Origin of the sequence: Pseudoalteromonas sp. SG44-5 (assembly GCF_014164175.1) — a bacterium.
GTDB classification, from domain to species: domain Bacteria; phylum Pseudomonadota; class Gammaproteobacteria; order Enterobacterales; family Alteromonadaceae; genus Pseudoalteromonas; species Pseudoalteromonas nigrifaciens.
On the sequence record NZ_JACJES010000009.1, the window covers coordinates 58,307 to 76,894 of the forward strand.

General features: G+C 40.6%; 16 protein-coding genes. 11 read left to right on the forward strand and 5 right to left on the reverse strand.

Annotated features, from left to right (window positions below):
• Window positions 1-39 precede the first annotated feature (39 nt).
• Together H5079_RS11245 and H5079_RS18455 are read left to right on the forward strand one after the other, a co-directional pair.
• Window positions 40-1,119, forward strand: a complete 1,080-nt coding sequence (locus H5079_RS11245) for an MBL fold metallo-hydrolase (RefSeq protein ID WP_011326887.1) — start codon at window positions 40-42, stop codon at window positions 1,117-1,119.
• A 174-nt stretch (window positions 1,120-1,293) separates the two neighbouring features.
• Window positions 1,294-1,428 (forward strand): hypothetical protein, encoded by a 135-nt coding sequence (locus H5079_RS18455; protein ID WP_259398063.1) that lies wholly within the window; start codon window positions 1,294-1,296, stop codon window positions 1,426-1,428.
• A gap of 23 nt (window positions 1,429-1,451) precedes the next feature.
• Here the strand turns inward: H5079_RS18455 and typA are convergent, their stop codons facing one another.
• The gene (typA, locus tag H5079_RS11250) at window positions 1,452-3,275 is read right to left on the reverse strand and encodes a translational GTPase TypA (protein ID WP_179807385.1); all 1,824 of its coding nucleotides are present in this window, start codon (window positions 3,273-3,275) and stop codon (window positions 1,452-1,454) included.
• 509 nt (window positions 3,276-3,784) lie between these two features.
• Between typA and glnA the strand changes: the two genes are divergently transcribed.
• The 9 genes from glnA to H5079_RS11295 all read left to right on the forward strand — a co-directional run bounded on the left by glnA (window position 3,785) and on the right by H5079_RS11295 (window position 13,209).
• On the forward strand, window positions 3,785-5,191 hold the full coding sequence (glnA, locus tag H5079_RS11255; protein WP_086993786.1) for a glutamate--ammonia ligase: 1,407 nt from the start codon (window positions 3,785-3,787) through the stop codon (window positions 5,189-5,191).
• Window positions 5,192-5,306: 115 nt separating this feature from the next.
• Complete coding sequence (locus H5079_RS11260; protein ID WP_089368922.1) at window positions 5,307-5,828, forward strand: DUF4124 domain-containing protein; 522 nt, start codon at window positions 5,307-5,309, stop codon at window positions 5,826-5,828.
• 92 nt (window positions 5,829-5,920) lie between these two features.
• Complete coding sequence (glnL, locus tag H5079_RS11265; protein ID WP_011326883.1) at window positions 5,921-6,991, forward strand: nitrogen regulation protein NR(II); 1,071 nt, start codon at window positions 5,921-5,923, stop codon at window positions 6,989-6,991.
• A 15-nt stretch (window positions 6,992-7,006) separates the two neighbouring features.
• Complete coding sequence (gene ntrC / locus H5079_RS11270; RefSeq protein ID WP_011326882.1) at window positions 7,007-8,392, forward strand: nitrogen regulation protein NR(I); 1,386 nt, start codon at window positions 7,007-7,009, stop codon at window positions 8,390-8,392.
• Between the two features lie 30 nt (window positions 8,393-8,422).
• Complete coding sequence (locus H5079_RS11275) at window positions 8,423-8,881, forward strand: Crp/Fnr family transcriptional regulator (RefSeq protein WP_011326881.1); 459 nt, start codon at window positions 8,423-8,425, stop codon at window positions 8,879-8,881.
• A gap of 79 nt (window positions 8,882-8,960) precedes the next feature.
• Complete coding sequence (locus H5079_RS11280; RefSeq protein ID WP_011326880.1) at window positions 8,961-9,344, forward strand: RNA-binding S4 domain-containing protein; 384 nt, start codon at window positions 8,961-8,963, stop codon at window positions 9,342-9,344.
• Window positions 9,345-9,450: 106 nt separating this feature from the next.
• Window positions 9,451-9,885 carry a hypothetical protein gene (locus H5079_RS11285; RefSeq protein WP_011326879.1) on the forward strand — a complete coding sequence of 145 codons (435 nt, stop codon included), beginning with the start codon at window positions 9,451-9,453 and terminating at the stop codon, window positions 9,883-9,885.
• Between the two features lie 186 nt (window positions 9,886-10,071).
• Complete coding sequence (gene acnA, locus H5079_RS11290; protein WP_011326878.1) at window positions 10,072-12,816, forward strand: aconitate hydratase AcnA; 2,745 nt, start codon at window positions 10,072-10,074, stop codon at window positions 12,814-12,816.
• A 141-nt stretch (window positions 12,817-12,957) separates the two neighbouring features.
• Window positions 12,958-13,209, forward strand: coding sequence for a hypothetical protein (locus tag H5079_RS11295; RefSeq protein WP_182684120.1), 252 nt, complete (start codon window positions 12,958-12,960; stop codon window positions 13,207-13,209).
• 7 nt (window positions 13,210-13,216) lie between these two features.
• On the opposite strand, the gene H5079_RS11300 is transcribed toward H5079_RS11295, so the two are convergent.
• From H5079_RS11300 to H5079_RS11315, 4 genes are all read right to left on the reverse strand, one after another.
• A complete protein-coding gene (locus H5079_RS11300; RefSeq protein WP_089367569.1) occupies window positions 13,217-13,720 on the reverse strand; it encodes a DUF4124 domain-containing protein in 504 nt (167 codons plus the stop codon).
• A 136-nt stretch (window positions 13,721-13,856) separates the two neighbouring features.
• Window positions 13,857-14,597: a phosphoadenylyl-sulfate reductase gene (locus tag H5079_RS11305; RefSeq protein WP_011326875.1), complete on the reverse strand. Its 741-nt coding sequence runs from the start codon at window positions 14,595-14,597 to the stop codon at window positions 13,857-13,859.
• 43 nt (window positions 14,598-14,640) lie between these two features.
• On the reverse strand, window positions 14,641-16,338 hold the full coding sequence (gene cysI, locus H5079_RS11310) for an assimilatory sulfite reductase (NADPH) hemoprotein subunit (RefSeq protein ID WP_011326874.1): 1,698 nt from the start codon (window positions 16,336-16,338) through the stop codon (window positions 14,641-14,643).
• Window positions 16,339-16,386: 48 nt separating this feature from the next.
• Complete coding sequence (locus H5079_RS11315) at window positions 16,387-18,201, reverse strand: assimilatory sulfite reductase (NADPH) flavoprotein subunit (RefSeq protein ID WP_182684121.1); 1,815 nt, start codon at window positions 18,199-18,201, stop codon at window positions 16,387-16,389.
• Window positions 18,202-18,588 lie beyond the last annotated feature (387 nt).

The window sequence follows — 18,588 nt, forward strand, 5'->3', positions numbered from 1 at the left end:
TGCATGGCTGCTTTAGCACTATTTAAAACGGATTTAATTATGAAACACATTACCCTTATAATCTTTATAAGCTGTTTTTTATCAGCGTGTAGTACACCTAATCAGGTGCAAAAAATAGCTGATAAAAACTCAGTTATTGCTGTTAACAACCAAACAGGTCGTTACCATAATTTATATCAAGGCAAAAAGGTTTACCCAACCACCTGCGAGCAAAACTGCTACCCGCCACATCCGAACTTGATTTGCGAAACACCCAGCAGCAACTGCCAGTATCAAGGTAAGCAAATTAAGCCGCCGCTCAATACCGGTTATACGGTTCGTTGGTTAGGGCATGCCAGCTTTGTGGTCAGCACACGTAATGGGCAAAATGTATTATTTGATCCGGTTAGTGAGCAGTTTGATTCACCGGTTGATTTAGGCTTTAAGCTTGCAGGTGGGTTTTATCGCAAACCCGGAGCATGGCCAAATAAGCAAACACTTGAAAACATTAACGCCGTTATGTATTCGCATATTCATTATGATCACTTTAATAAAGCAGATATTAAAAAACTGGGTAATCAACCACGTTATTTAGCCCCGCTAGGCATGGCAGATAACTTCCCAACGGGTGGCTTTAATATTACTGAAATGGCGTGGTATGCAAAAACCAGCATTGAGGACTTAACCATACACGCAGTGCCTGCACATCACTTTAGTAATCGGGTGCTTATTCCCTATATTTACGAAGATGATAATAAAGATTCTTGGAATGGCTGGCTGCTTGAACAAAATGGCAGCACCTTATTTTTTGCCGGCGATACTGGCTATTCAAAACACTTTAAAGACATACAACAAAAATACGGTGATATAGACCTATGCCTAATGCCAATTGCCTCTTATTACCATAAAACCAACGCTAAAGGGTATCGATACGTTCATACTACGCCAGAGGATGCCCTTAATGCGGCCACAGAGCTTAATTGCAAAGTAATGATACCATGGGGGTATGGCAACTCAAGTTGGCAAATGGGCGATCACAGCAGCCACTCAGCGCTATCGCGCTTACTGCATATGTATAAACAAATGAATGCACCAGTACCGCTGTATATTTTAAATGAAGGCGAAACAATTAAACTTTAACTAATGCACGTAGGTTGGGTTGAGCGCAGCGAAACCCAACGAAAAATACCCTACCAACAAACACTAGTACTTAGCCTTATCGGCTGTTTTAAGCTCACTCTGCGTACAAAAGATCTTTAAGTGAATTATTCACAAAGAGGTTAAGAGGCGCTGCGCTTTTAGAGGAAAAACTCAATGCAGTGCACAAGTGCACAGCACACCAATTATCGCGGTGGTGGTAATTTCTTTAATCTACCCTCTTTAACCTTTTATTTAGCTAACCCACAAACACAAAAAAGCCGCTGTATTTTGCAATACAGCGGCTTTTAAAATCATTATTCTAAATTAATAGATTATGACTTAGGCGCACGACCCGCACGTTTACGTTCGTTTTCTGTAAGATGACGCTTACGAATACGAATGTTTAGTGGCGTTACTTCAACTAACTCATCTTCATCAATAAACTCAAGCGCTTGCTCAAGTGAATAGTTTAAAGGTGGAGAAAGCGTTTGTGCTTCATCTGTACCAGATGCACGTACGTTAGTTAACTGCTTACCTTTAAGGGCGTTAACTGTAAGGTCGTTATCACGGTTATGAATACCGATAACCATACCTTCGTAAACTTCAACACCGTGGCCGATGAATAAACGGCCGCGCTCTTGTAAGTTAAACAATGCGTTAGTCAGTGCTTTACCTGTAGCATTTGCAATGATTACGCCGTTTTTACGAACACCGATTGAACCGCCTTTATGAGGACCGTAATGATCGAACGTATGGTACATAAGACCAGAACCCGAAGTAATTGTCATGAAATCAGTTTGGAAACCAATTAAGCCACGGCTTGGGATAATAAAGTCTAAACGCATACGGCCTTTGCCATCTGGAGACATGTTAGTAAGCTCACCTTTACGTAGGCCAACTTGCTCCATTACAGAACCCTGATGCTCTTCTTGACAGTCAATTGTTACTGTTTCAAACGGTTCTTCTAATACACCGTCAACAGTACGCAAAATTACCTCTGGACGAGATACAGCAAGCTCGTAACCTTCACGACGCATATTTTCGATTAAGATACCTAGGTGTAATTCACCACGGCCAGAAACACGGAAGCTATCTGGGCTAGCAGTATCTTCAACGCGAAGTGCTACGTTGTGTACTAGCTCTTTGTCTAAACGCTCACGAATATTACGTGACGTTACAAACTTACCTTCTTTACCACAAAACGGTGAGTTATTTACAGAGAATGTCATTGTTACTGTTGGCTCATCAACACTTAGTGGTGGTAATGCTTCAACGTTAGTAGGACAACAAACAGTATCTGAAATCTTAAGCTCGCCAATACCGGTTACAGTAACAATGTTACCTGCATAACCACGGTCTGTTTCAATACGCTCAAGGCCTAAGTAGCTTTGTACTGTACCAATTTTACCGTTACGTTTAGTACCATCAGCACTAATAATAGTTACTTGTTGGTTTGGAGCAACAGAACCACGCTTGATACGACCAACACCAATTACACCCACGTATGAGTTGTAATCAAGTTGAGAAATCTGCATTTGGAAGTCACCTTCAGGATCTGCATCTGGTGGTGATACTTCGTCAACGATCATTTGGAACATGGCATCCATGTTATCAGATGGCTCGTCTAAATCTAATGTTGCCCAGCCGTTGATTGCTGATGCATAGATTACTTTAAAATCTAACTGCTCGTCAGTGGCGCCTAAGTTATCGAATAAATCAAAGATTTGATCCATAACCCAATCAGGACGTGCACTTGGCTTGTCGATTTTGTTAATTACTACGATTGGCTTTAAACCTTGCGCAAATGCCTTTTGCGTAACAAAACGCGTTTGTGGCATTGGGCCTTCTTGAGCGTCAACAATTAGTAATACTGAGTCAGCCATTGAAAGTACGCGTTCCACTTCACCACCGAAATCGGCGTGTCCTGGAGTATCTACGATATTAATGTGGTAGCCGTTCCATGAAATAGCGGTGTTTTTCGCTAAAATGGTAATACCACGTTCTCTTTCTATATCGTTTGAATCCATCACGCGCTCTTCATTACCGCCGCGTGTTTCTAATGTGCCTGAAAACTCAAGCAGTTTGTCAACCAGTGTAGTTTTACCGTGGTCAACGTGGGCGATAATTGCTATATTTCTTATCTTTTCGATACTCATTAATATTCACTCAGAGAAATTGAATCTCATTGATCCTGCAGGGGCTTACGCACTCACCTGCGTTTTCACGAGATGTCCCAGCATAGGATTTAAAAGGGCGCATATTATCCCTTATAAATGGAATGGATGAAAGTTTATCCAAAATAAATTTGCAAACTTTCTGGTTTTTTTATTTAACCTACTGTTTTAAATTAACTAATTATAAAAATAAAATTTTTAATATTTTTATAAAAACCTCCACTTTAATGACTTTATTGCTATTTTGGTCAGTCTTTTGTATTTACTTTATGTTAGTCTATCACGATTAAATAGCGAGCAACTTTTTACTCTGTAACTGTTGCACTATATTGAAGCATTTACGCACCACAATGGTGCGCATTAGAAACAGCCGTTATTACTTTTGTATTTTTTATGTTTATAAACATTAAGTTACAATAGTGGCACAAAATCAGCTTATAAAACACAAAGCATTTAAGCAGCAATAACAAAACCTTATAGTTGGAGGACACATGTCGCAATCGGTTTTAGATTTTATTAAAGAAAATGACGTTAAGTTCATTGATTTACGCTTTACTGATACCAAAGGTAAAGAGCAGCATATTTCAATTCCTCATCACCAAATTGATGAAGACTTTTTTGAAGATGGTAAAATGTTCGATGGTTCTTCAATTGCTGGCTGGAAAGGCATAAACGAATCAGACATGGTGCTAATGCCTGTTGCTGAATCAGCTAAGCTTGACCCATTCACTGAAGAAGCCACATTAATTATACGTTGTGACGTAGTAGAGCCTTCTACATTACAAGGTTACGAGCGCGATCCACGCTCTGTAGCAAAGCGTGCTGAAGAATATATGCGCTCTACGGGTATTGCTGATACGGTTTTATTTGGCCCAGAGCCAGAGTTCTTCGTATTTGATGACGTAAAATATAAAACAGACATGTCTGGCTCTATGTACAAAATCGATTCTAAGCAAGCTGCTTGGAACTCAGATAAAGAATACGCAGACGGCAATACAGGTCATCGCCCTGGCGTTAAAGGCGGTTACTTCCCAGTTGCTCCTGTTGATGACTTTCAAGATTGGCGCTCTGCTACTTGTCTAGTATTAGAAGAAATGGGACAAGTTGTTGAAGCACATCATCACGAAGTAGCAACTGCTGGACAAAACGAAATTGCTACGCGCTTTAATACTATGGTGATTAAAGCCGATGAAATTCAAGAAATGAAATATGTTATTCATAACATGGCTCATTTATACGGCAAAACAGCCACTTTTATGCCTAAACCTATTGTTGGCGATAACGGCTCTGGTATGCATTGTCATCAGTCGTTAGCTAAAGACGGTGTTAACTTATTTGCAGGTGATAAGTACGGCGGTCTTTCTGAAGATGCGCTTTATTACATTGGCGGTATTATTAAACATGCTAAAGCAATTAATGCGTTTGCTAATGCCTCTACTAACTCGTACAAACGTTTAGTACCAGGTTACGAAGCACCAGTAATGCTTGCATACTCTGCACGTAACCGTTCTGCATCGATTCGTATTCCGGTAGTACCATCAGCTAAAGGTCGTCGTATTGAAGTACGCTTCCCTGATGCAACGGCTAACCCGTATCTTGCTTTTGCTGCCATGCTTATGGCTGGCCTTGATGGAATTAAAAATAAAATCCATCCTGGTGATGCAATGGATAAAGATTTATACGACCTACCTGCAGAAGAAGCAGCAGAAATTCCAACCGTTGCCTCTTCATTAGAAGAAGCACTGGCATCTCTTGATGCTGACCGTGAGTTTTTAAATCAAGGTGACGTGTTCTCTAATGATTTAATTGATGCTTACATTAAACTTAAGAGTCAAGAAGTTGAAAGACTTAACATGACAACGCACCCAATTGAGTTTGAAATGTATTACAGCTGTTAATTTTAATTAACAGTTATAAAATATACCTTTAAGCCCGCTTTGCGGGCTTTTTTAATGGTAAATTAGTACTTTCTCCACTAAAGTAAAGTTAATGTTAAAAATGCAGGGTTGCAGAGTGAGTAGCAAGATTTTATTACTACTAATTACTTCATTATTAAGTGTTTGTAGTTACGCTGGTGAAAAAAAAATTTACGCATGGAAAGATAAAAATGGCGTACTGGTGTTTTCAGATACCCCCCATATTGGCGCCAAAGAGATAAAACTCACCAGCCAAGATTTAACCATGCCTGCAACAAATACAGATATATTAAATAATCAAACTAAAGCGCAGCCGGTTGCATTTAGTATTGGTATTGCATCGCCTGAGCATCAGCAAACTATTCGTGAAAACACCGGCTCTGTGTATGTATCTACTCGCATTACCCCCCGCTTTGAAAACGACTTTACAATACAGCTATTTCTTGATGGTAAAGCCTATGGCGCAGCAAGTGATACCTCAACCTTTGCTTTAAGAGATGTAGAGCGTGGTGAGCACACTCTGCAAGTTAAGCTGTACAACAAACAAAACCAAGTCATTGCGACAAGCCCATTGAGTGTATTTTTTATGCATAGAAAAGGCTTAAGCTTAGGTAATTAACTCCCACCTAATTCACATTAAAAATAGCAATTGCAGTGCAATTTCATTAAATTACTTGCCTGAAAACACAGGCGCACTAAAATGGTGCAACAATGCTTAATAACACACACTTTAGCCCTGAGCTACTCAATGCCATATGGCAAAATCAAACCACCGCCGTGATGCTTTTAAACGAAAGCTTTACGCTTATTTATGCCAATACCAGTACCAGTGAACTACTTGGTTTAGGCACTAAGCGTTTATTAGGGCAGTCTTTTGATGATTTATTTAACTACCATTCAATCGATTTAAAACGCATAGCGCAATACTCTTTAATTGATGGCGTAGATTGCCACCAGCATAGGGCTGACGTGGTATTTGTTGATTCTCGCCATGCTAAATTAGCAGTCAGTTCAAAACAGATAAAATACCAAGGTGCACTTTATATTTTATTAGAATGTCGGCAAACCGATGATGAAATTAAATTCGATCAAGCATCAAATCAAATGCATCAATACCAAGCCGCACGTAATTTAATTCGAGGTTTAGCGCACGAAATTAAAAACCCTTTAGGGGGAATTCGCGGAGCGGCGCAGTTATTGCAATACGAGGTAGACCAGCAAGAAAGAAATGAATGTGCCGAGCTTATTATTGAGCAAGCCGACCGATTGCGTGAATTAGTAGATAGACTGCTTGGGCCTAACCAATTACCGCAAAAGTCTTATGGCAATATACATCAAACCTTAGAGTCGGTGATCAAATTAAGTACCCTAGATAATAGTGACAATATTCGCTTGGTAAAAGATTACGATCCGAGTATTCCCGATGTTTATATTGACCAAAGTAAAGTGCAGCAAGTGGTGCTTAATATTGTGCGTAATGCCCAGCAGGCATTAGTTAATGGTGGGGAAATAAAAATTAAAACCCGAATTAACTATCAGCACCGCCGGCCCGGTAAGGCACCCAAAAAAGCCTTGTTAATTCAAGTGCTCGATAATGGCCCAGGGATTGATATTAGTGTACGCGATACTTTGTTTTATCCTATGATCACTAATAAAGATGGCGGCTCTGGATTGGGGCTTTCTATAGCGCAAACATTAATTGATCAACACAATGGTTATATTGAGTGCGATAGCTGGCCTGGTCACACCGAATTTAATATTTATCTGCCTTTTGCAGATTAACGCCTTGGAGTATGCATGAAAACAGTTTGGCTTGTAGATGACGATGCCTCAATTCGTTTTGTATTAGAAAAAGCGCTTACTCGCGCAGGTTTTACAGTACAAAGCTTTGCTGAAGCACAAAGTGTGCTTAATGCATTAAAATTTAGCCAACCTAGTGTGCTGATCTCCGATGTAAGAATGCCCGGTATGGACGGCATGGCACTGCTAGAGCTAATAGCAGAGCAAGTGCCCGGCTTACCGGTTATTATTATTACCGCGCATTCAGATCTCGATTCCGCCGTAAATGCCTTTCAAAAAGGGGCTTTTGAATATTTAGCCAAACCTTTTGATTTAAACGAGGCGATTGCCCTAGTTGAAAGCGCCTATAGAGCTAATTCTACAAAAAAAGTTAAACGTAAACTCACGCCCCCTAAAAGCGCACATATAATTGGCGAAGCACCTGCCATGCAAGAAGTGTTTAGGGCCATAGGTAAGCTTGCAGCCTCAAGCATGAGTGTACTTATTAATGGTGAGTCAGGAACGGGTAAAGAGCTTGTTGCCAGCGCCCTGCACAACCATAGTCCACGTAAAGAAAACCAATTTATTGCGCTAAATATGGCCGCAATCCCTAAAGAGCTGGTTGAGTCAGAATTATTCGGCCATGAAAAAGGGGCTTTTACTGGTGCAGATAGCGTGCGAAAAGGCCGTTTTGAACAAGCCAATGGCGGCACTCTATTTTTAGATGAAATTGGCGATATGCCTCTCGACGTACAAACTCGACTACTGCGAGTATTATCTGATGGAGAGTTTTACCGTGTTGGCGGGCATAAAAGCATAAAAGTAGATGTGCGTATTATTGCTGCAACCCATCAAAACCTTGAAGAGCTCGTAAAACAAGGCAAGTTTAGGGATGACTTATTTCATCGCTTAAATGTAGTGCGCCTGCGCTTACCAGCCCTTCGAGAACGTACCGAAGACATTGAGCGTCTAGCACTGCACTTTTTACATAAAAGCGCTAAAGATCTACAAGTAGAAAGCAAAATTCTTAGCCTTAAAGCAATTGAGCAGCTACGCTTGTTCAGTTGGCCCGGTAACGTACGTCAATTAGAAAACACCTGCCGTTGGCTTACGGTTATGGCTCCTGGCGAGCTTGTTAGCGAGCAAGACTTGCCACCTGAAATTATTAATGCCTCACTAACTCAAGAAGAAGGCGATTGGTTAGATGCCTTCCAGTTATGGCTTAATCAGGAACTTAAACAAGGTAAGGAAAATATTTGGCCTAATATTCAAGCGCAACTAGAAACCCGCTTAATAAAAACAGCACTCGCCAATTGCGCAGGCCACAAACAAGAAGCCGCTATAAAAATAGGCTGGGGACGCAATACATTGACCCGTAAATTAAAAGAGCGCAACATTAATTAGTTTTGCGCGTAATAAACTCTTAGGTAATTAATGAAGTTAATAGAGAACATTCCGCTATTTAAACAGATGGAAATTATCAATCGTTTAGGATTTTTTAAAGAATTTAGCCTTAACGAGCGCCAAATACTTTTAGAGTCGTTTGGTTTATTATATTTAGTGCGCGAAAATTCATTTTTATTTAAACAGCACGACAACGATAAGCGCTTATTTATAGTACTTAGCGGTGCATTAATAGTGTTTAAGCACAACCATTTATTAGAGCTCGGTACTATACGTCCTGGGGAGTTTATTGGTGAAGGCGCTTTTATTAATAACCGCGCACGCAGCATTAGCGCACGTGCTAAAACGGATGCAATTGTGCTTGCTATTACCTCTGATGCCCTTACTCGCTTACCCAATGTAATACGCGAAAAAATTAAAGATAGAATAATTGAAGGTATGAGCTTACGTATTGCCAAGTTGAGCGAACACATAGAAAACCATGGTTAGATTTGTATACGCACTTTGATGCAAAAATAGTGACTTCACTTTATACTAGCGTTAATGCGTTACCCCACCGAGAGCAAACATGAACGAAGAATATATAGAAATTGAATTAGAAGAAGAGCCGATTGAGCTGTGTAAATTATTAAAAGTACTAAATTTAGTAGAAGGCGGCGGCCAAGCAAAAAACTTAATTGCTGAAGGTTATGTGGGTGTTAACCATGAAATTTGTACAATTAAACGGAAAAAACTATACAGTGGCGACATACTAGAATTTGATGGTGAGCTTTTCCAACTTGCATTAACCGAAGATGCAACACCGGTAGAGCGACCTGCCGAGCAGCCGCAATCTGAGCCAAGCCAAGCAGCACCGCAGCCAGCGAGTCAGCCTGCAAAAAATAAACGTAAGCGTACTAAAAAACCTAAAGTAGATGAAAAAACCGGTCGTCGCCCTATTTCATTCGGTTAAATTATAGTCTTTTTTGATTTTTTATTTATAAAACCAGCCAGCTTGTATAGTTGGCTTTTTTGATCTTTAATTACCTCACTAACTATAAAAAAAGTAAGGTAATTAAATGCTTGCACACCCCCCTCCTAAGTGGTTAAAACCACTCGCATGGGTAGCGCTTATATGGAACTTATGCGGCGTTATTGCCTTTGCACTACAAATGCTGATGACACCTGAAGTAATTAGCAAAATGCCTATAGATCAGCAAGCTGCATATTCTAACATTCCCGTTTGGTCAACCATTGCATTTGCTATTGCAGTCTTTGGCGGCACGCTTGGCAGTGCTTTATTGCTCGCTAAAAAGTCATTTGCACTGCCCGTATTTACCGTGTCGTTAATGGCTATTTTAATCCAACAGTATTACAATTTTATTGTTATTAACAGCGTTGAAATAATGGGATCTAGTGCGGTATTTATGCCACTGTTTGTGGTAGTAATTGCCATATTGCTACTTTGCGTTAGCTTTAAAGGCAAACAGCAAGGCTGGTTGTATGCAAATTAAAAATATCTTTTGGGTAAGTCTAGCTGGCTCCCTTGAATTAAAAACTTTCAGCATCATCTCTATTGTAATGGCTGTTTAAAAATCACGCTTTAAACACTGTTTTTTATCTTGGTATACACTTTGCAATTCACAAACTATAAAAGGTCACTCTACACAACACTTATCTAATAACAAAAGGGGCAAATAATGAATAATAGTTTCAAAACCCAGCAGCAACTTACCGTTAATGGTGAGCAGTTTCATATTCACTCTCTTAAAGGCCTTGGCGACAAAGCCAAACGCTTACCTTTTTCTTTAAAAATACTACTCGAAAACCTACTTCGTAACGAAGACGGCGAAAACATTAAAGAACAAGACATTCAAGCCCTATTAGATTGGGACCCTCAAGCTAAACCCTCTGCTGAAGTAGCGTTTACGCCTGCCCGTGTTGTGATGCAAGACTTTACCGGTGTACCTGCCATTGTCGATTTAGCGGCAATGCGCGATGCAATGGAAAAACTAGGCGGCGATCCTGCAAAAATTAACCCGCTTTCTCCTGCTGAACTTGTTATTGACCACTCTGTGCAAGTAGATGGCTATGGTAACGAGGGTGCGTTTGACTTAAACGCCAAGCTTGAATATGACCGTAATAAAGAGCGTTATGAATTTTTACGTTGGGGCCAAACTGCCTTCGATAACTTAAAAGTTGTCCCTCCAGCAACCGGTATTGTGCACCAAGTAAATTTAGAGTATTTAGCGCGCGTTGTTTTTAATGATGAACGTAATGGCCAAAAGTACGCGTACCCAGACACCTTAGTGGGTACCGATTCGCACACCACTATGATTAACGGCTTAGGCGTACTTGGCTGGGGCGTAGGCGGCATTGAAGCCGAAGCCGCTATGCTTGGCCAACCTATTAGCTTATTAATACCTCAGGTTGTAGGGGTTAAATTAAACGGCCGTTTACCAGAGGGCACCACAGCTACCGACTTAGTACTTACCGTTACCGAAATGCTACGTAACCATGGTGTCGTAGGTAAATTTGTAGAGTTTTATGGTGATGGCCTTGCCGACTTACCACTTGCCGATAGAGCAACAATTGCCAACATGGCGCCAGAATATGGTGCTACATGTGGTATTTTCCCGATTGATGACGAAACCATTAACTATCTGCGTTTAACCAACCGCGATGAGAAACAGCTTAAACTTATTGAAGATTATGCTAAGCATCAAGGCTTATGGCGTAACGATGGCGATGAAGCTAATTACACCGATAAACTTGAACTGATATTAGATGACGTAGTACCAAGCCTTGCTGGCCCTAAACGCCCACAGGATAGAATATCACTTGATAAAGCTGGCGAAGCAATTAGTCAGCATTTAAAAGAGTTTCAAGACGAGCGTTTAGCAAAAATTAGCAGCAGTGATACAGAGCAAGCACGTATCGAAAGCGAAGGCCCTGTAACTAATCCTGACGAATCAAGCAATGAAGCGCCGTTTATAGGCGCAGCAAAAGTAAACTTTAAGGGCCAAGAGTTCGAACTAAAAGATGGTGCCTGTGTTATTGCCGCAATCACTAGTTGTACAAACACCTCTAACCCCAGTGTTATTTTAGCGGCTGGCTTAGTTGCTAAAAAAGCCAAGCAATTAGGGATTAATGTAAAACCTTGGGTTAAAACATCACTTGCTCCTGGCTCTAAGGTCGTTACTGACTACTTAGAAAAAGCAGGGCTAATGGACGATTTAGAAAGCCTAGGCTTTAACTTAGTTGGCTATGGTTGTACCACGTGTATTGGTAACTCAGGCCCGCTGGCTCCTGAAATTTCAGATGCTATTCAAAAGCACAAACTGGTTGTGAGCTCAATTTTATCGGGTAACCGTAACTTTGAAGGGCGTATTCACCAAGATGTTAAAATGAACTTTTTAGCATCTCCTCCGCTTGTTGTAGCTTACGCCATTGCAGGCAGAACCGATATTGACGTATATAACGAACCACTGGCACAAGATGCTAACGGTAACGATATTTACCTTAAAAACATTTGGCCAAGTGTTAAAGAAGTAAGCGATTTAGTTAAGGAAACGGTAACCAGAGAAATGTTCGAAAAAAGTTATGCTAACGTATACGAAGGCGATAGTCGTTGGCAAAAAATTCAAATACCTGATGGTAAACTTTACGATTGGGATGATGCATCAACCTATATTAAAAAAGCACCCTTTTTTGATGGTATGAGTATTGAGCCTCCGGGTATTCCAACCATTACCGGCGCACGTTGTTTAGCAAAACTAGGTGACTCGGTTACTACGGATCATATTTCGCCAGCCGGTGCGATTAAAGCAGACTCACCAGCAGGGTTATATTTACAAGATAACAAAGTAGGGCAAGCGCAGTTTAACTCTTATGGTTCGCGTCGTGGTAACCACGAAGTAATGATGCGCGGTACCTTTGCTAATATTAGGCTTAAAAACCTCCTTGCACCTGGTACTGAGGGCGGTGTTACCCGCACGCAACCTGATGATGAGCTTGCCAGTATTTATGATGCCGCCATGGAATATCAAAAGAACGATACGCCATTGGTTATTTTAGCTGGTAAAGAATATGGTACCGGCTCATCTCGTGACTGGGCAGCGAAAGGCTCGCTACTGTTAGGTGTTAAAGCTGTAATAGCACAAAGCTATGAGCGTATTCATCGCTCTAACCTTATTGGTATGGGAGTTTTACCGCTACAGTTTAAAGATGGCGAAAGTCATGAGTCGCTAGGTTTAACCGGCCAAGAGCAGTTTGATATTGAAGGCTTGTTTGATAAAACCAAGGAAGTTAGCGTTATTGCAACTAATAGTGAAGGTAAAAAAGTAAGCTTTAGTGCCGATGTACGTATTGATACGCCAAAAGAGTGGGATTACTACAAACACGGTGGCATTTTACAGTATGTACTTCGTAATATGCTCGATTAACTAATAGCAACTTAAACTTACGCCTAAAATTTAATCATAGCCTAACAATTTTGTTAGGCTTTTTTATGCGCGTCAGTTGCGATAAATCAAGGTAATGCTTTAAAAACACCCTACACTAGTAAGACTATTAGTGAGGGCGCTATGTCACAAATCATAATTATTAGGCTACTTAAAATATCAATTGTACTTGGGTTATGCCTAATTGTGACTGGTCATGCGTTAATTGTATCAAGCTACTTTACTAGCCAGCATGGTATTAACGGCATAATTATAGCGGCAGCCTGCATTGCTATTGGCGTATTATTATCGTTACCCACTAAAATTTATTTAACTATTTTACTTATGGAAGCAGAAAAGCGTTATTTAAAAGCGCATAGCCATAAACACAAATAATGAATAATTAAAAACCGTTTAAATCATTTAATTGTTTAGTACGTTGCTCTAATTTTTGTTTTGCTTTTTCAGCGTCATCAAACACCTTTTTAATTGATACTGGATCATAAACTGTAGGTGTAGCTGAAGTGTTATTTACTGCTGAGGATTTGGAACTGCCCGATAAAATAGCCGTATCTTGGGCAACCACCACGTTAATATCTTTAGGGTCTAGTTTTACTTCAACACTTTTACCATTAGGGTGAGGCGTATCTGAAAAATGCCATTGGCCTTGCCGATCTTGCCACTTAAATATTTTACTGCGGGTTGTTGAGGGTGTGTTCGACACGCTACTAACGGCTTGCTCAAACGTATTGCTGGTAAACGAAATTATTTTATCTTTAATTTGCTGAGATTCGTTGATCACAACAGATGTACTAAGCCATGTTTCTCCGTTTGGCTTTTTTAAATAAAATAGAGAAATAACAGCAATAATCATTACTGACACTGCTAAATAGGTAAAGTATTTCATAGCCTTCCTGCTTAAAATTAATCCTTTATTCGGCCAAGTTTAATAAAAAGCAATCAATCAGGCAATCCTTTTGTGTAAGTAAAAAACGCAGCCAAGGCTGCGTTTTATTAAATATTGAGCGAGATAATCAATAATATTAAATACCATCACCATCAATGTGCAAACCACACTCTCGGTTTAAACCAAAAAAGCGAGTTTCCTCTTCGGTCATACCGGGCTCTAGCTTACGTGTAGTATGTATGTCTCCCATAGAGACATAGCCTTCCTCCCAAAGGGGATGGTACGGCAAGTTATGCTTAGTTAAATACTGATATACATCGCGGTTTGTCCACTCAATAATTGGGTAAACTTTTACTGTACCACGGCTAATTTCAATTACTTGCTTATCAGCACGGCTTGATGCTTGGTCGCGACGCAGGCCACTAAACCACGTACCAGCATTAATTTCTTTTAAGGCGCGAGTCATCGGCTCAACTTTATTAAGCTGATTGTACTGCTTAATTCCGGCCTCTCCTTGCTCCCATAACTTGCCAAATTTAGCTTCTTGCCAAGCAGGGCTAAGCTCTGATTTGTACACTTTTAAATTGAGTGATAAACGTGCCGTCATTTGCTCAATAAATTGATACGTTTGTGGAAACAAATAACCTGTATCTGTTAATACCACCGGAATATCTGGCTGTTGTAATGTTATTAAGTGCAACATTACAGCCGCTTGAATACCAAAACTCGATGATAAAAAATGTGTCTCAGGTAAGTTTTCAAGTGCCCATTGCACGCGCTGCTCGGCGCTCATGTTTTTCAGTATGCCATTGGCGTCTGCTAGCATGCTAGTTTGGCTTTGTTTATCTAACTGTAAAATGTTTTTAAATTCACTCATGGTAAATTCCAAACCTTAGCCAGTGTGTTGCACTGGCTTATTATTATGCGTGAAAATCGGTAACTGATACTTTAACTTCAGCAACAATGCCTTTGCGGATCACAAAATCACCAAAGCATTCACCGTCATTACGCTCATTAACCCATTGACCAATTAATTCATCAAAAGCAGCTAAATACACGTCTTCACCCACATTTTCTAAATATAATTTAGGAATACGTGTGCCTTCAAGGTTACCGCCTAGATACACATTATATTTACCCGGACCTTTCCCAACCAATCCCGCTTCGGCTAACATGGCACGGCCACAGCCATTGGGGCAACCCACAACGCGCATAATAATACTGTCATTCGGCACACCATGCTTGGCTAACAGTGCTTCTATTTTTTCAACCAAACTAGGTAAATAACGCTCAGCTTCAGCCATAGCTAATGGGCATGTTGGCAGTGCCACACACGCCATAGAATTTTTACGTTGTTCGGTGTCTTTATCGTCAATTAAACCATGGTTACGGGCAATTTCTTCAATCACGGCTTTTTGATTTGCAGCTACACCAGCAATAATTAAGTTTTGGTTTGCCGTCATGCGCATGTCACCTTGGTGAACTTCTGCTATTTTACGACAGCCTGTTTTTAGTGGTTTGTCTGGATAATCTAAAATACGCCCACTTTGAATAAATAATGTTAAGTGATGTTTGCCATCTATACCTTCAACCCAACCTATACGATCGCCTCGGTGAGTAAATTTATAAGGACGACTTGAAGCAAACTCAACACCCGCACGTTTCTCTACTTCCGCTTTAAATACATCAACGCCTACTCGATCTAATGTGTATTTTGTTTTAGCATTTTTGCGATTTGAACGATTACCCCAATCGCGCTGTACCGACACCACATGCTCGGCAATTTTTAACGTATGTTCTAGTGGAATAAAACCAAAGTCGTCTGCTTTACGTGGGTAGGTTGCTGTATCGCCATGTGTCATGGCAAGGCCACCACCGACAAGTACGTTAAAGCCAATTAATTTACCATTTTCGGCAATAGCTACAAAGTTTAAATCATTGGCGTGCACATCCACTTCATTATTCGGCGGAATTGTTACCGTTGTTTTAAACTTACGCGGTAAGTAATTAGAACCTAAAATTGGCTCTTCTGTGGTTTCTGCTTTTTCACCATTAAGCCAAATTTCGGCGTAAGCCTTGGTTTTTGGTAATAGGTGCTCTGAAATTTTTGCAGCCCACTCATACGCTTCTTGATGCAGCTCTGACTCAACCGGATTAGTAGTACACAACACATTTCGATTAACATCGCCTGCGGTAGCAATAGAGTCAATTCCAACGCTATCCAGTAATTGATGCATGCCTTTAATATTAGGCTTTAATACACCATGAAACTGAAACGTTTGACGCGTAGTTAAACGGATACTGCCATAGCTGGTTTTTTCTTCTGCAAATTTATCTATGGCTAACCATTGCTCAGGCTTAATAATACCGCCAGGCATACGCGCACGTAACATTACGTTGTGTAATGGTTCAAGCTTTTGCTTAGCGCGCTCACCACGAATATCTCGGTCATCTTGCTGGTACATACCGTGAAACCGAATTAACTGGAAGTTATCAGCGGTAAAACCACCGGTGATCTCATCTTTTAAATCTGTTGCTATAGTGCCACGTAAAAAATTACTTTCTCGTTTCATGCGCTCGTTATCAGAAAGCTTTACGTTTTTATCTTGTTCGCTCATGTTTAATCCTAAATTAGTGACAGTGACGGCTGCTTTAAATATTTAATTTTAGTAAACGTCTTTCTGATAGCGGTTTGCGCTGCGTAAATCTTTTAAATACTGCTGAGCATCTTCATCGCTCTTGCCGGTATTTTCTTTAATAATTTCGAGTAATGTTTGGTGCACATCTTTTGCCATATTGTTAGCGTCGCCACACACATAAAAATGTGCGCCAGCTTCAAGCCACTCAAAAATAGCTTTGCTGTTACTACGCAACTTGTCTTGCACATACACTTTTTCGGCTTGATCGCGGCTAAATGCAACATCTACTTTGCTTAGTAAACCCGACTTTAAGTAACCTTGAATTTCAACTTGGTATAAAAAGTCTTGAGTAAAATGTGGATTGCCAAAAAACAGCCAGTTTTTACCTGATGCGCCACGCGCATCACGCTCTTGTAAAAAGGCTCGAAACGGTGCTATTCCCGTACCAGGGCCAACCATAATGATTGGTGTTTCATCATTCGTTGGTAAACGAAAATTATCGTTATGCTCACTAAATATCTTAACTTTACAGCCTTCCTCAGCACGGCGCGCTAAATAGCCCGAACAACCGCCTAAATGCTCACGACCAAAGGCATCAAACTCAACTAATGCTACGGTTAAATGTACCTCGTCTTCAACCTCGCTTTGGCTAGAGGCAATTGAATATAAACGTGCTTGTAATTTACGCAGGCAATCGACGAGTGTTTGCGCGTCAAGCTTAGCGGGGTTTTGTGCAACTACATCAAATATTTGGCGCGGCTCAATGTATTGATGCATTGCCGCTTTATCTTCAACCAATTTTAATAGTTGTGGTGTGCCTGTCGCTATTGCATATTTTTCCACAAAGCCAGGGTACGACTGCGTTAATTCAAGTTTTTCAATCAGTGCATCGCGAATACTTAGCTGTTCATCTGCAACTTTTACTAAACTAGCTGCATCAATTTGCGTGTGTGTAAGCAACTCATCAACACGGGCTTCGTCATTTAAAAAATACACACCTAATGAATCACCTGGTATATAACTAATGTCTGAGCCTTCAAGCGAAATTTCTACGTGGCGGACATCTTTAGTTGAATCGCGACCTGTAATTTTTTGCACTAAACCTAGTTCTGCGGCAAACGGGTTTTGCTTAGTATATTGGCTTGCCACGGTAGTTGACCCAGCAAACGGCATTGCGATAACTTGACCACCTGAGCTACCTTGCTGTGCTTTTAAATCCGGTTCAAAGGCATCCAGTGCGCCAGTGATCCAAGTTGTCGCTTCGTCTTCGTAATCTACATCTAAATCGGCGCGTTGATAAATTGTTTCTGCGCCGAGTGTATTTAACCGCTGCTCAAAGTCTTTTGCTGTTTGGCAAAAAAATTCATAGCTCGAATCCCCTAAGCCAATCACGGCTACCTTCACCCCATCTAACTTAGGCGCTTTTTTAGTGGTTAAAAATTCGTGTAAAGCCTCTGCATCTTCTGGTGGTTCACCTTCGCCGTAAGTTGCAACAACCACAGTTATAAACTTTTCTTTTTTTAGTGCAGTTGGTTTGTAATCGGCCATGCTCACTAGCTTTACGGCTAAACCGCGTGACTCTGCTTGTGCTTTTAACTTAGCAGCTACACCCTTTGCATTACCTGTTTGCGAGCCATATAAAATAGTTAATGCAACTGCCTCACCAGCACTTGGAGCTGCGCCCATAGCACCGCCTAAGGCCGCCGTATTAGCATTTGCAGCAAGATAGCCGCTAACCCATGCTTGTTGAATTGGATTAAGCTCAGCCACTAAACCTTGCAGCTTTTGTACTTGCTCTTGCGATAGCGGACTTGCCGCAGCGTTTAGTTGACCTAGCAACATGAATCAATTCCCCGTAACCCTAAAAGTTAAACACAACGTACTGTTATACGTCGTTCAAAATGAGTTTTACCTCACCCAGAGACTATCTGTTGAGGTTTACTGAGCTTGTAGGATAGCGGGCAATGCAGAGTTAAAAAAAGAACAGAATCAACTTTGATATTCTATTTAGTTATTAACTTTAGTAAATATAGTTAAAAACAGATTAAGAAATGGGTTTTCGAAGGATAAAAGGGGCTATTTGTGCCTGAGCTTTATTGAGTAGATAAATATTGTTGTTATGTATAAATACCACAACCATAAAAGAGCGCTAAATTAACTCTGAGTTGCTGATTGCTTGCAGCTCAAACTCGCAGCTTCGTAAAAACAAAAAGCCCCAGCAAATAAATG